At 68.1% G+C, this 13,671-nt stretch carries 14 protein-coding genes; 3 read left to right on the plus strand and 11 right to left on the minus strand.

Annotated elements, in window-relative coordinates; genetic code table 11:
• Positions 1 to 53 precede the first annotated feature (53 nt).
• Genes rhaI through FGL91_RS03685 form a run of 6 tightly spaced genes read right to left on the minus strand, consistent with a single transcriptional unit; the run spans position 54 to position 6,306 of the window.
• Entirely contained in the window at positions 54 to 1,220 is a 1,167-nt protein-coding gene (gene rhaI, locus FGL91_RS03660; RefSeq protein WP_153243123.1) for an L-rhamnose isomerase, read from the minus strand.
• Positions 1,217 to 1,579: an L-rhamnose mutarotase gene (locus FGL91_RS03665; RefSeq protein WP_134352473.1), complete on the minus strand. Its 363-nt coding sequence runs from the start codon at positions 1,577 to 1,579 to the stop codon at positions 1,217 to 1,219. The genes rhaI and FGL91_RS03665 overlap by 4 nt, the downstream gene beginning before the upstream one ends.
• A 57-nt stretch (positions 1,580 to 1,636) precedes the next feature.
• On the minus strand, positions 1,637 to 2,668 hold the full coding sequence (rhaS, locus tag FGL91_RS03670; protein ID WP_153243124.1) for a rhamnose ABC transporter substrate-binding protein: 1,032 nt from the start codon (positions 2,666 to 2,668) through the stop codon (positions 1,637 to 1,639).
• A gap of 43 nt (positions 2,669 to 2,711) precedes the next feature.
• Positions 2,712 to 3,767, minus strand: coding sequence for an ABC transporter permease (locus FGL91_RS03675; RefSeq protein WP_153243125.1), 1,056 nt, complete (start codon positions 3,765 to 3,767; stop codon positions 2,712 to 2,714).
• Positions 3,764 to 4,756: an ABC transporter permease gene (locus tag FGL91_RS03680; protein ID WP_047524259.1), complete on the minus strand. Its 993-nt coding sequence runs from the start codon at positions 4,754 to 4,756 to the stop codon at positions 3,764 to 3,766. Before FGL91_RS03680 ends, FGL91_RS03675 begins: the two co-directional genes overlap by 4 nt.
• 23 nt (positions 4,757 to 4,779) lie before the next feature.
• A complete protein-coding gene (locus FGL91_RS03685; RefSeq protein ID WP_153243126.1) occupies positions 4,780 to 6,306 on the minus strand; it encodes a sugar ABC transporter ATP-binding protein in 1,527 nt (508 codons plus the stop codon).
• A gap of 160 nt (positions 6,307 to 6,466) precedes the next feature.
• Between FGL91_RS03685 and FGL91_RS03690 the strand changes: the two genes are divergently transcribed.
• Positions 6,467 to 7,471, plus strand: coding sequence for a LacI family DNA-binding transcriptional regulator (locus FGL91_RS03690; protein WP_047524222.1), 1,005 nt, complete (start codon positions 6,467 to 6,469; stop codon positions 7,469 to 7,471).
• Positions 7,472 to 7,491: 20 nt separating this feature from the next.
• Here FGL91_RS03690 and FGL91_RS03695 read toward each other — a convergent pair whose 3' ends face one another.
• The 4 genes from FGL91_RS03695 to FGL91_RS03710 all read right to left on the minus strand — a co-directional run bounded on the left by FGL91_RS03695 (position 7,492) and on the right by FGL91_RS03710 (position 11,079).
• Positions 7,492 to 8,127 (minus strand): DUF1684 domain-containing protein, encoded by a 636-nt coding sequence (locus FGL91_RS03695; RefSeq protein ID WP_153243127.1) that lies wholly within the window; start codon positions 8,125 to 8,127, stop codon positions 7,492 to 7,494.
• 9 nt (positions 8,128 to 8,136) lie between these two features.
• On the minus strand, positions 8,137 to 8,958 hold the full coding sequence (locus FGL91_RS03700; RefSeq protein ID WP_153243128.1) for a sugar nucleotide-binding protein: 822 nt from the start codon (positions 8,956 to 8,958) through the stop codon (positions 8,137 to 8,139).
• 160 nt (positions 8,959 to 9,118) lie between these two features.
• On the minus strand, positions 9,119 to 9,694 hold the full coding sequence (locus tag FGL91_RS03705; protein ID WP_153243129.1) for an isochorismatase family protein: 576 nt from the start codon (positions 9,692 to 9,694) through the stop codon (positions 9,119 to 9,121).
• A gap of 95 nt (positions 9,695 to 9,789) precedes the next feature.
• Positions 9,790 to 11,079 carry a serine hydrolase domain-containing protein gene (locus FGL91_RS03710; RefSeq protein WP_131494374.1) on the minus strand — a complete coding sequence of 430 codons (1,290 nt, stop codon included), beginning with the start codon at positions 11,077 to 11,079 and terminating at the stop codon, positions 9,790 to 9,792.
• A 97-nt stretch (positions 11,080 to 11,176) separates the two neighbouring features.
• On the opposite strand from FGL91_RS03710, the gene FGL91_RS03715 reads away from it, so the two are divergent.
• Positions 11,177 to 11,488 (plus strand): DUF2470 domain-containing protein, encoded by a 312-nt coding sequence (locus FGL91_RS03715; protein WP_153243130.1) that lies wholly within the window; start codon positions 11,177 to 11,179, stop codon positions 11,486 to 11,488.
• 81 nt (positions 11,489 to 11,569) lie between these two features.
• Entirely contained in the window at positions 11,570 to 12,217 is a 648-nt protein-coding gene (locus tag FGL91_RS03720) for a heme oxygenase (biliverdin-producing) (RefSeq protein WP_047524216.1), read from the plus strand.
• 11 nt (positions 12,218 to 12,228) lie between these two features.
• Here the strand turns inward: FGL91_RS03720 and FGL91_RS03725 are convergent, their stop codons facing one another.
• Positions 12,229 to 13,614 (minus strand): ATP-dependent DNA helicase, encoded by a 1,386-nt coding sequence (locus FGL91_RS03725; protein WP_165875507.1) that lies wholly within the window; start codon positions 13,612 to 13,614, stop codon positions 12,229 to 12,231.
• Positions 13,615 to 13,671: the final 57 nt, after the last annotated feature.

Here is a 13,671-nt window from a genome sequence, read left to right on the forward strand (position 1 = left end):
GTGAGTCGTTCCTTGGGAGAAGGGTCGAAGATCGAAGGGTCGAAGGCCGGAGCTCAGGCGCCCCAGCCGGCCTGGACGCCGCCCACACGGTCGGCCGCGATCTTCTGCGGGTATCCCGAGGCGAGGTAGGCGGCCATCGGATCGGCGGCGAGCCCGCGGGACTCCCGCCACTCGGCCAGGGCAGGGCGCACGTCGGTGTAGAACGCATCCATGAACACGGCGTTCGCGGCCAGCACGTCGCCCGACTTCTGCGCGGCGGTCAACGCCTCCCGGTCGACGAGCAGCGCGCGTGCGGTCATCTCCTGCACATTGAGCACCGAGCGGATCTGACCGGGGATCTTGTCCTCGACGTTGTGGCACTGGTCGAGCATGAACGCCACGTCCGGGTTGTTCAGACCGCCGCCGCGCACGACCTCGAAGAGGATGCGGAAGAGCTGGAACGGGTCGGCCGCGCCCACGATCAGGTCGTCGTCGGCGTAGAAGCGCGAGTTGAAGTCGAACGACCCGAGCTTGCCGAGACGCAGCAGCTGCATCACGATGAACTCGATGTTCGTGCCGGGAGCGTGATGCCCGGTGTCGAGGCACACCATCGCCTTGTCGCCGAGGGCGCTCACCTGGGCGTACGACGTGCCCCAGTCCGGAACATCGGTGTGGTAGAACGCGGGCTCGAAGAACTTGTACTCCAGCACGAGCCGCTGGTCGTCTCCGAGACGGTCGTAGATCTTCTGCAGCGAATCCTGCAGTCGGTCCTGGCGCCCGCGCAGGTCGGCCTGGCCGGGGTAGTTCGACCCCTCGGCGAGCCAGATCTTGAGGTCGCGGCTCCCGGTCGCGTCCATCACGTCGATGCAGGCCAGGTGGTGGTCGATCGCCTTCCGACGGATCGCGGCGTCCTCGTGCGTGAGGGCACCGAACTTGTAGTCGTCGTCCTGGAAGGTGTTCGAGTTGACGGTGCCGAGCGCCACGCCCAGGTCCTCGGCATACGTCCGCAGGTCGGAGTACGAGTCGACCACATCCCACGGGATGTGCAGCGCGACGGCGGGGGCGAGTGCCGTGTATTGGTTGACCTGCGCGGCATCGGCGATCTTCTCCCAGGGGTCACGCGGGGTGCCGGGGGTGCCGAAGACCTTGAACCGGGTACCGGAGTTGCCGAACGCCCAGCTGGGGAGCTCGATGCCCTGCTTCTCGAGGACGGCGAGGTTTTCAGGGGAGAGGATGCTCACGATGCACTGCTTTCGTTGTGGAGACCGGAGGTGGGGAGCTGGTCCTCGAGGTGGAACACCTCGGGAAGTGTGGGAGCGGCCTGGTCCGGCCTGCCGTCGAGACCGACGAAGAAGCGGGCCATCTCGGCCTCCCACCGGGCGGCGATGGGCGACGCGGCGAGATACGCCTGAGCCGCGTCGTCGTCGTCGGTCTCGTAGTACCCGATGAGTTCACCGTCGGGCGCGAGGAAGAGCGAGTAGTTGCGGCGTCCGGCCGCCGCGATCTCGGCGAGCATCTCCGGCCACACGGGCGCATGACGCTCGCGATACTCCTCCAGAAGCTCGGGTCGCACCTGGAGCTTCACGCACACGCGCATCATCCCTGCCTTTCTGTGAACGCCCGGTCGACACCCTGCCGACCGGGCGTTCGATGATCATCAGAAGTCGAACTCACCGATGTTGTCGGCGTCGAACACGAACGGGTCGCCGAGCAGCACGACGCCGTCGTCTCCGACCGTGTACTCGCCGAGGTCGCCTGCGGTGAAGGTGTCACCCTTCTCACCCGTGATGTCGCCCTCGATGAGAGCCTGGGCCGCGAAGGCCGCCAGATAGCCGAGGTCTTCCGGGTTCCACAGCGCGAACGACGTGACAGTGCCGTCCTCGACGTACTCGCGCATCTGGTTCGGGGTGCCGAGACCGGTCAGCGAGACCTTGCCCTTGTAGTCCGAGGTGGACAGGTAGCGGGCCGCCGCGGCGATGCCGACCGTGGTGGGCGAGATGATCCCCTTCAAGTCGGGGTGCGTCTGCAGCAGCGCCGCGGTCTTGTCGAACGACGTCTGGTCGTCGTCGTCACCATAGACGGTCTCGACGAGGGTGATGTCCGGGTAGTCGCTGACGAGGTAGTCCTCCATCAGGTCGATCCAGGCGTTCTGGTTCGTCGCGTTCGCCGAGGCGGAGAGGATCGCGATCTCTCCGGCACCGCCGATCTGCTCGGCGATCTGGTCGACCTGGACCTTCGCGATGCCCTCGGAGTCCGCCTGGTTGATGAAGACATCGCGGCACTCCGGGTTGGTGTCGGAGTCGAAGGTTACGACCTTCACGCCGGCGTCGCGTGCCTCGTTCAGCGCGTCGCAGATCGCCTTCGGGTCGTTCGCCGAGACGACGAGCGCTCCGACGCCCTGCTGGGTGGCCGTGTTGATGTAGCTGACCTGTGCGTCGGGAGTGGCCTCGGCCGGTCCGACCTCAGCGAACGTGCCGCCGAACTCCTCGACGGCCGCCTTGCCACCCTTGCTCGACGTGTCGAAGTAGGGGTTTCCGAGGTTTTTGGGCAGGAAGGTGATGGCGAGGTTGCCGTCGCCGCCGCTGTCGCCGCCGTCGTCACCGCCGGTGCTCGCGCATCCGGAGAGGGCGACCGCTGCGGCCACCGCGAGGGCGGCGACCGCGGTCACACGCTTGCGTGCAAACATCATTGTTCTGTTCCTTTCGTGAGGTGCCGCGAGTGCGGCGTCGGCGTCATGAAGCTGTGGAGGTGGCGCCGGTGGTCGAACGCCCTGGTCTGCGCCGGGCCTTCTGCAGCCAGGCGAGGAAGCTCGCGGCCACGACCGAGACGATCAGCAGGGCGCCGGTGATGATGTTGATCACATCGGAGGTCACGTTCATCAGACGCAGCGCACTGGCCAGCGAGCCGATGAGGAGCGCGGCGGCGACGACCCCGTAGATCTTGCCCCGCCCGCCGAACACCGACACACCGCCGAGGACGACCGCGGCGATCACCTGCAGCTCCAGGCCGGTGGCGTTGTCACCGCGGGCGCTGCCGTAACGGAGCGTGTAGAACACCCCGGCGAACGCGGCGACCAGTCCGGAGAGCGCGAAGAGGATGAACTTCGTCCGCTCCACGTGCACGCCGGAGAATCGAGCGGCATCCTTCGCCAGGCCGATCGCGTACACGCCACGTCCGAAAGGCGTGTAGTGCAGCAACAGGATGAACGCCACCAGCAGGATCAGGAACGGGATCATGACCACCGGAACCGTCGTGCCCGCGATCTTCGCCTTGGCGAGGTCGGTCCAGAACTCCGGGAACTCGGTGACCGCCGCCGTGCCGAGGAGGCCGACCGCGAGGCCGCGGAACAGCGCGAGCGTTCCGATCGTGACGGCGAGCGACGGCAGCCCGACCACGGTCACGAGGAACCCGTTGAAGGCTCCGCCGACCAGACCCACGAGCAGCGCAGCGAGGGCCGCGACTTCGAAGGGGATCCCACCCTGGACCAACGCGCCGGTGACGACGCTGGAGAGGCCGACCATGCTGCCCACCGACAGGTCGATCTCGCCGGTGATCATCACGAGCGTCATCGGAAGGGCGATCAACAGGATCGGGGCGATGTCGAGGAGCAGGTAGGTGAGAGTGATCGGCTGACCGAAGCCGCGGACCGTGCTCGCGGAGACGATGACGACGAAGAGGAGCAGGGCGACGATCGCCATCTCCCTGGTGAGGAGGACACGGCGCCAGAGCGGCTTGTCGAAGTCTCGGATGATCCGGGTGGTCGTGGTCGTCGTGGTCGCGGCGGTCATGACTGGTCCCTCGCTTCGATGAGCCGTCGTTTCTGCCGGACGGCGAGGACGCGGTCGAGCACGATCGCGCCGATGATCAGGAGGCCGACGACGGCGCGCTGCCAGAAGTCGGGGATGCCGAGGATGGGGAGAGCTCGGTTGATCGTGAGCAGGAGCACCGCACCGATCGCCGCGCCCCACACCGAGCCGATGCCGCCCGTGATCGCGACGCCACCGATCACGGCCGCCCCGACCGCATCGAGCTCCCACCCGGCTCCGGCCTGCGAGTTGATGGTGCCGTAGCGGGCGGCGTAGAACACTCCGGCGAGCCCCGCGAGAGCACCGGACACGACGAAGGCGGTCAGCACGCGGCGCGTGACGCGGAGGCCGTACAACTCCGCTGCTGCCGGATCCGAGCCGATCGCGTAGTACTCGCGGCCACCGCGTGTGTTCTTCATGTACCAGGCGGCCGCGGCCAGGACGATGAGGGCCACGATCGTGAGGATCGGGATGCCGACGAGCTGCCCGGTGCCGAGCGCCAAGAAGTCCTTCGGCATGTCCGAGGCGTTCACCCGGTCACTTCCGGTCCACAGCACGTTGATGCCGCGGTAGGCGTAGAGCGTGCCGAGGGTGATCACCATCGCCGGCACCTTGGCGAAGGCGACCAGCGCGCCGTTGATGAGTCCGAGGAGAGCTCCGAACACGACCGCGGCCACCACGACGATCACGATCGGAATGCCGGGGACGTCGATGAACAGGCGACCGGTGAGGTACGCGGTGAGTCCCATGACCGAGCCGACCGAGAGGTCGACGTTGCGCGTGATGAGGACGATCGCCTGCCCGACCGCGACGAGCACGAGGATCGACGGCGTGAGCAGCAGGTCGCGCCACCCGTCAGGGCTGAACAGGAAGTTCGAGTTGTTCGTCGTGGCGGCCACGATCACGAGCGCCAGGGCGAGGAGGATTCCGAACTCCCGCGCCCGGCCGAGCGCGGAGAGCCTCTTCGTCATCGAGGAGACGGGGATTGCGGTGGTCACGAGGAGAGCTCCGATGCGTGCGTCGCGGCGTACATGACGTTCTCGGAAGTGGCCTCCGAGCGGGCGATCTCTGCGGTGATCCGCCCCTCGCGCATGACGAGGACGCGGTCGGCCATTCCCAACACCTCCGGAAGCTCGGACGAGATCATGAGGATTCCCATGCCCTGCCCTGCGAGCTCGGAGAGCAGCCGGTGCACCTCGGATTTGGTGCCGACGTCGATCCCACGGGTGGGTTCGTCGATGATGAGGACCTTCGGCTGCGTGGCGAGCCACTTCGCGAGGACGACCTTCTGCTGATTGCCGCCGGAGAGTGTGGCGGCAACGGTGTCGAGGGCGTGCGTCTTGACCTCGAGCCTGGTCGCCCACTCCCGGGCGGCACGGTTCTCCATTCCGGCGGTGAGGAACCCCAGCTTCGCGAGCTGGCGGCGGATCGAGAGGGTGATGTTGCTGCCGACGCCCGATTCGATCACGAGACCTTGCTTGCGGCGGTCTTCCGGCACGAGCGCGAGGCCGGCGCGCATGGCGTCGGTGGGACGACCACGCGGGATGGGCACGCCCTGCATCGTGACCGCGCCCTCGCGGTAGGGGTCGACCCCGAAGACGGCACGAGCCACCTCGCTGCGCCCCGCGCCGACCAGACCGGCCAGGCCCACGATCTCCCCTGCGCGCACGGTGAAGGAGATGTCGTGGAAGACACCGGGGCTGGTGAGGTTCTCGACTTCGAGCAGCGGGGCGCCGACGGTGGTCTCCTGTTTGGGAAACAACTCGGTCACCTCGCGGCCGACCATCTGGTGCACGATCTCCTCGACCGAGGTGTCGGCGATCGCGCTGGTGGCGATGTAGGCACCGTCGCGCATGACCGTGACGGTGTCGCAGAGCGCGAACACCTCGTCGAAGCGGTGCGAGATGAAGATGAGCGCGCGGCCCTCGTCGCGAAGACTGCGCGCGATCGTGAAGAGGCGCTCGACCTCGACACCGGACAGCGCGGCCGTGGGCTCATCCATGACGAGCAGACTCGCGTCGAGGGAGACGGCCTTGGCGATCTCGATGACCTGCTGGTCGGCGATCGACAGACCTTCTGCCGGACGATCGGGATCGATCGTCACGCCGAGTCGAGTGAAGAGGCGCTCGACCTCGTGCCGCATGGCCCTGCGGTCGATGCGCCCGAAGCGCCCCGTGGGCTGACGACCCATGAAGATGTTCTCGGTGACGGACAGGTCGGGGAAGAGCGTCGGCTCCTGGTAGATCACGGCGACGCCCGCGCTCTTGGACTGCGCGGTCGACGTGAAGTCCACGTCTTCGCCATGGAAACGGAAGATCCCGCCGTCGCGCTGGTAAAGCCCTGCGACGATCTTCACGAGGGTCGACTTGCCCGCACCGTTCTCGCCGACCAACGCGTGGATGGATCCGCCGGCGACGGAGAGAGTCCCAGAACGGAGAGCGACCACCGCACCGAAGGACTTTCGGATGTCGCGGAGTTCGAGCGCCGGCGGAGAGCCGGGAGCCCCAGAGGGAATCGTCATTGATCGGACCTAAACTGCAGGATCATCCCTGCGGATTGAATCGTTTTAAAGGATGGCGCATCTGTAAGTTACGACCCTCGGTGACCTGCTGTCAAGTCATGGGATGGTCGATGGTACGTTTCAGGGACAGGTTTCGCGGTCCCGCGGGAAGGAAGACGCCGTGGTCGTCAGTGTTCGAGATGTCGCTCTCGCCGCATCCGTCTCCGTCGGGACCGTCTCGAATGTGCTGAACCATCCGGACAAGGTCTCCCCCGCCACGGTGGAACGCGTCACGGCCGCCATCGAGAAACTCGGCTTCGTGCGCAACGATGCGGCCCGGCAGCTCAGAGCAGGCCACAGCCGCTCGATCGGCCTCGTCGTGCTCGATGTGCGCAACCCCTTCTTCACCGACATCGCCCGGGGCGCGGAGGAACGCGCGGCCGAGGCCAGGATGACGGTCATGCTCGGCAACAGCGATGAGAAGGCGGAGCGCGAGCGTGCCTATATCGACCTGTTCGAGGAGCAGCGCATCGCCGGTCTCCTCATCTCCCCCCTCGCCGACGACCTCCCGCGTCTGCGCCGCCTGCGTGACCGAGGCACGACCGTGGTGCTCGTCGACCGCGAAGTCGCCGACGAGAGCTTCTCGTCGGTCTCCGTCGACGATGTCGGCGGCGGCTACCTCGCCGTGCAGCACCTCGCGGCCCAGGGGCGACGACGCATCGCCTTCGTGGGCGGGCCGATGGGCATCCGCCAGGTGGTCGACCGTCTCGAGGGAGCCAGCCGAGCGGCCAACGAGGCCGGAGTCTCGCTCGAAGTCATCCTGACCGATTCCCTCAGCGTGCTCGCCGGTCGCGCCGCGGGCGACGCCCTCAGCGCCCGCGCGCCGGAGGACCGCCCCGATGCCGTCTTCGCCGCGAACGACCTGCTCGCGATGGGCGTGCTGCAGGCGCTCATGATGCGGAGCAGCATCCGGGTCCCCGACGAGATCGCGCTCATCGGATACGACGACATCGACTTCGCCGCGGCGGCCGTCGTCCCGCTCTCGTCGATCCGCCAGCCCGCCGAGCTGATCGGCTACACGGCCGTCGACCTGATGCTGCGCGAGGCAGGCGGCAAGTCCGATCCCGAGCGCGTGGTGTTCCAGCCGGAGCTCGTCGTGCGCGAGTCGACCGCGCGACCGGCCTGAGCGACGTCCGAAGCGAGAGATCAGGCGCTGTCGACCCCGTACATCTCCCCCACCGGGATCGGCACCGCCGTCACGTTGCCGGGTTGCGCGAGCGGGCAGGCCCAGGCGGGGTCATAGGCGCAGGACGGGTTGTAGGCGAAGTTGAAGTCGAGCACGATCGTCCCTCGCTCGGCATCGGATCCGAGGTCGGCTCCCTTGATCGTGTCGATCAGATAGCGGCCACCGCCGTAGGTGCCGCCCGGGCGCCCCGCGAGGGCGTCGCGCACCGGGATGAACAGCCCTCCGCCGTAGGACGTGAGCCGCCAGACGTCGAGTGATCCGGCGTCCGGGATCTCGACGCGACCCACGCGCTCGAAGGGCACGACGCCGTCGGTGCCGGTCGCGAAGTCGAAGCCGCCGGGGTCGGCGGGGAGGACCGGCAGCTCGAAGCGCCACTCCGGGTCGTACGAGGCGATCGGCAACCCCTCGAACGCGGAACGATCCTCGGCGAGCAGCGGCGTCGCCGGATGATGCAGCATGAGCTCATCCCGTTCGATCCGCCACAGCTCATGTGCGTCCTCCGGCGAATCGGAGAGACGCACGGCGGCGTAGAGAGCGAAGACGCGGCGGCGCCAGTCGACGACCTCGGCAGCCGTCCGTGCGAGTGTGTTCGTCATCCCCCCAGGCTACGGGCGCGGCATCGAGTCCTCGGCGATCATCTCGGCGTATCCCGCTTCGAAGGTCGGGTACTCGAGGTGGCCCAGCACGGATCGCAGCAGCGTCCCGTCATGGACGACCCCGCTCGGACCGCCGGACGCCACATCCGGCGGCACCTCCACGCCCAGCTTCCCGGCGATGAACGCGACGACCTCGGCGAGAGGTGCGGGCCGCTCGTCCACCGCGTGCAAGAGCGGCGGCGGTCCCTCCCTCCGCACCAGCAGGTCGAGCGTCCGCACCAGATCGACCTCATGGATCCGATTCGTACGCCGGGCGTGGTCCACGGCAGCGCCCTCGCGCACCTTCCGCAGGAGGAACTCCCGACTCGGCCCGTAGATCCCCGCGGGGCGCACGATCACGGCGGAGAACAGCGCGACGGCCGCCTGCTCCCCGTCGTACAGCTCCTGTGATCGCGCACTCGTCGGTGCGGGGACATCCTGTTCGGTCAACGGATGATCTGCCGCAGCTCCCTCGAACACTCGCGTCGACGACACGAACACGGTGCGCGCCGGCAGCACGGGCAGTGCGTCCCTCAGATTCGTCAACGCGGTGCGGTACCCCGAGCTCACGCCGCTGGGCGGCAGCGTGATCACCATCGCGTCAACGACCGGAAGGGGCGAATCGAGCGGATGAGACGGATCGGCGGAGAGTCCGATCACGCCCGCCGGCAGGGAACCGGTGCTCCGCCGCAGGGCGAAGACCTCGCCGTCGTCGGCGAGGAGACGTGCGGCGAGTCGCGCGCCGAGCTTCCCGTATCCGACGAGGAGCGTGCGACGAGGTACCGGAGTCATGGGGCTGACCAGCGAACGGCGAGCGCGGGCAGTCCGCGGCGATCGTGCTGCAATGGACACCCTCCGAAATCGTCGTCGCGCGAGTCGGTTCACGTAGGGCCACTACCGTACCGGATGGGCGTGATCACGGAGCACCCGACCGATCCGACGCACGTCCTCCTCAGCGAGCGGCCGCAATCCCCGTGCGATCGCTCGTGCGGATGATCGTCGCGAATCCGCGAGCGGCGAGGATGCTCTCGGTGCGACGCATGATGTCCTCGCCCGAGACCGCGGCCAACGGCCCCGAGGCCGGGATCGCGGAGGTGGTCGTCGCGTCCGTCACGAAGTCCACCTCGTAGCCGAGATCAGCGGCCGCACGAGCGGTCGTCTCGCAGCATTGCTCCGTCCGGATGCCGCAGATGACGACCCGTCGCACGCCGGCGCTCCGCAACCGCTCGTCGAGATCCATCGAGAGGAAGGAGTTGATCGTGGTCTTGGTGACCGCATCCTCCGAGTCGAGGGGACCGAGCTCGTCGATCACCCGCACGAACCCCTGCGCGGGGTCGAACACGCCGCCGGAGCCGGGCTCGGAATGAGTGATCCACACCACCCGCTCACCACGCCCGCGGGCGTCGGCGACCAGGAGGGCGATGTTGTCGAGCACGGCGGGGTTGGCGGTCTCCGCCCAGTCGTCGGCGCGAGCACGGAAGGACTCCTGCGCGTCGATGACGAGCAGGACGGTGTCGGAAGAGGCCATGCGCCCCATGCTCGCCGGGATCCGCCCCCGCGCCAAGCCGCTGCACGGACAACGACCGAACGGTTTCCGCCAGTGTCACCCTCGTGCGGCGGTGGTCACTCCGCAGGCGGCTCGACGCAGGTGATGGCAGCGTCCGTGATGGACTGGTGGTACTGCTCCGCGGTGAAGGGGAGCCCGAACTCCGGCGCGGTCTGCCCGGACGCAGCCGGCGCCTTCGAGGCGATCGCCGCGAGTTCCCACGAGAGCTGCTGCGCGAAGCGCGACCCCGCCGTCGAGTCGTTCAGCACGACGGCGATGGTGAACCCGGTCGCCGGGTCGGAGTACGCCGAGGTGGCATAGCCGGGGACCCAGCCGTGCTGGCCGATCATCGACCCCACGAGATAGGCGCCACCGGTGGCCTGGTACCAGGAAGGACCGTCTTCCGCGGCCGGCAGCGGGGAGCCGAAGCGCGCCGGCTCAGCGTCGGCACCACGCAGCGCGTCGCGGGCTTCGGCCTGGATGTAGCGACCGAGGTCGTCGATGGTCGAGACGGCGCCGGAATCGGTGAATCCCGAGCTCGACGAGATCGTGGTGATGTCGTTGGGGGCGGCGCAGGTGAATCCACCCTCGACCGCGGGGAGGAAGTGCCCCTTCATCGGGTCGTCACCGGGAGCAGCCGGAGCGGGGCCGGGGAGCGACGTGGCCGTGAGCTCGAGCGGGTCGGTGACGTACTCGGCGATCAGCTCGGACGCGGTCATCCCGGTGGCGCGCTCGAGGGCGAGGCCGAGCAGGAGATACCCCGCATCCGAATCGCGGAAGGTGGTGCCCGGGTCGACACGAGGGCGCGCCAGTCCGTAGCCCGCGAGCTCCAGCGGCGCCCAGATGCGGTCCGGTGTGTTCAACAGAGCGCTCTTGGTGGTCGGCTCGGACGAACCGGCGCCGCTGGTGCCGTTGCACAGGTCGAGGAGCGTGACACCCTGTTCCCGCATGTCAGCGACCCCGGAGACGTAGTCGGCGACGTTCGCATCGAGTTCGAGCGTTCCCTCATCGGCGAGGGCGTAGAGCACGTCGCACGCCATCAGACGCGTCACGTCGGCGATGCGGAAGGACATGTCGGTGGAGACCTCTCCACCGCCGTCACGGTCCTGCGTGCCGACGGCGGTGACCCAGCTGCCGCTCCAGGGCACCCAGACCCCGACGATCGCCCCGGTCGCCCCGGAAGCGACGAGCGCATTGTCGACCGCGGCCTGCATCGAAGCGACCGTGTCATCGGGCAGAGCGCCGTCGACCTGAGCCGGTGGCGTGTAGCTGAAGGAATCCTCGGATGAGCATCCGGTGAGGACGAGAGCGAGCGCGGCCGCACTGGCCGCAGCGGCACGCCAACGGCGCGACGAGAGAAGCTGCATGAAGGAACCCCCGAGGATGTATCTCCCGAGTCTAGAACGCCCTTCCTGAAAGACGGCATCGCGCCGGGCGCCTTTGCGCGCACATAGGGTGAGAAACGTGCCCCACTTCTTCGATGCCGACGTGATCGCCGCTGTCCTGCGCCACATGAACGGTGACCACACCGATGACAACCTCTTGATCGCCCGCGCCTTCGCCGAGGGCTCCGCCGACGTCACCGCCTCCGTGATGACCGGATTCGACGGCGACGGCGGCGTCTGGGAGATCACCGTCGACGGCGAACCCTCCGAACTGCGCGTCCCGTGGCCCGGCGGACCCATCACGGATCGCCCCGCTGTGCGCCGCGAGGTCGTGGCGCTCTACGACGAGGCCTGCGCGCGCCTCGGGGTCGAGCCTCGCCCGCACGCCTGAACGACTCGGACGCGGCCCGTCCCACATCCGACTCGGCACCGCCACTACCGCACGAGGTAAGGCAACCCTTACACTAGGCACATGCCCGAGATCCTCTCCTTCTCCGCCGCCCTGCGCGAGCGCTCGTCGGGATCGCACTCCCGCAGCGAGACCGCCGGCTTCATGTCCGACCTCCTGAAGGGCGAGGGCTCACGCGAGGACTACATCTCCCTCGTCGCGCAGCACTACTTCATCTACGAAGCGCTCGAAGGAGCCGCCGAGCGCATGCGGCAGGATCCGGTGGCGGCGGTCTTCCTCAGCGACAAGCTCACGCGACTCCCCGCGCTGGAAGCCGACCTGGAGTTCCTGCTCGGTGGCGACTGGCGCGAGCAGATCGTGCCGCTGCCCACCACCGTGCGCTACGTCGAGCGCATCCGCCAGGTGGGTGCCACGTGGGCGGGCGGCTTCATCGCCCACCACTACACCCGCTATCTCGGCGACCTCTCCGGCGGGATCTTCATCGGCCGGGTGATGGCCCGTCGGTTCGGCTTCGAGACGAACGGCATCGGGTTCTACCTGTTCGACGACATCGCCGACCCGTCCGCATTCAAGGACGTCTACCGCGAGCAGCTCGACGCCGCCCCGTGGGACGACGCGGAGCGTGAGCGTGTGATCGACGAGGTGCTCCTCGCCTATCGATTCAACACCGAGCTCTTCGAGGACCTCGACCGGGCCCGCGCCGCCGCCTGATCCCTCTTCCGTCAGGTCTTCGGCAGCTCGGGCGTCGATGCCGCCAGCCAGGCGTCGCGCATGAACCGGCGCACGTCTTCGTCCACCCGGATGTCCCGTGGCCGTAGGTCGCGTGACAGGTACAGGCCGTCCAGGGACGTCAGTCGACTCAACGCCACGTACGTCTGCCCCGGCGCGAACGCCCCGGATCCGAGGTCGATGATCGCCCGCTCATACGTCTTGCCCTGCGACTTGTGGATCGTGACCGCCCAGGCGAGACGCAGCGGGAACTGGGTGAACTCGGCGACCACGTCGCGGGTGAGCTTCTTGGTGTTCTGGTCGTAGGCGTAGCGGAATCGCTCCCACACGGCGGGCTCGACGTCGACCTCCTCGCCGTCGATGTCGACGCGCACAGCGCTGCCGAGGATGCGCGTCACCGTGCCGATGGTGCCGTTCACCCAGCGCGGCGGCTCGCCGGACATGGCGGTGTCGTTGCGCAGGAACATCACCTGCGCCCCGACCTTCAGCTTCAGTTCGCTCTCGGCGGGCAGGGCGGCTTCACCGCGTCCGAAGTCGCCGCTCACCTCGGCCCGCGCGGTCTGCTCCTTGCCGGGCAGCGCACTCAGGTGCTGGCTGTTGATCTTGTTCACGATGTCGTTGCGCGTCGCGAGGGTGATCATGGGCACCTCGCCCGGCTCCGGCTCCGGGGGCGTGCGTCGTCCCTGCGTGTTCAGCACGCCCGCGATCTCCGCCGTGACGCGGCCGTAGCGCACGGCGTTGAGCATCGATTTGAAGCCGTCGTCGGACTGCCGGTGGATCTGCACCAGCTCCCGCACGTGCAGTTCGGCACGGGTATCGACCTGGAACAGCCCCTCCTGGTCGGAGAGCCCCGATCCCCCCGCCCAGACCTTGGCATCGAAGAACCAGAACGAGCGGTAGTGGTCCTGGACGTAGCGGGCCTCGTCGCCGCGGGGCGGGACGGGAGCGAGCTGGTAGGGGTCACCGAACATGACGACCTGGACACCGCCGAAGGGTTCCCCCCTGCGCCCCCTGGCCTGGCGCAGGGAGCGATCGATCGCGTCCATCAGGTCGGCGTTGACCATCGAGATCTCGTCGATCACCAGCGTCTCGATGGCGTTCAGGATGCGCCGGGTCGCGTCGTTCTGGTCGATGTCGGCGTCGCCGATCAGACCGATCGGCAGACGGAAGAGGGAGTGGATCGTCTGGCCCTCGACGTTGAGCGCCGCGACGCCCGTCGGAGCGCAGATGGCGATCTGCTTCTTCGTGTTCCAGGCGAAGTGCTGCAGCAACGTCGACTTCCCGGTGCCGGCGCGACCGGTGATGAAGACGTGCTCGCCGGTGTCCTCGATGAGCCGGAACAGCTCTTGCTGCTCCTCGGACAGGGCGGGAAGGGACACGGCACTCACAGGGGCAGTGGACGGAAAACGGGGCGCCACCCATGCTATGTCCCGGCA

The organism is Microbacterium sp. CBA3102 (assembly GCF_007954505.1).
Classification (GTDB): domain Bacteria; phylum Actinomycetota; class Actinomycetes; order Actinomycetales; family Microbacteriaceae; genus Microbacterium; species Microbacterium aurugineum.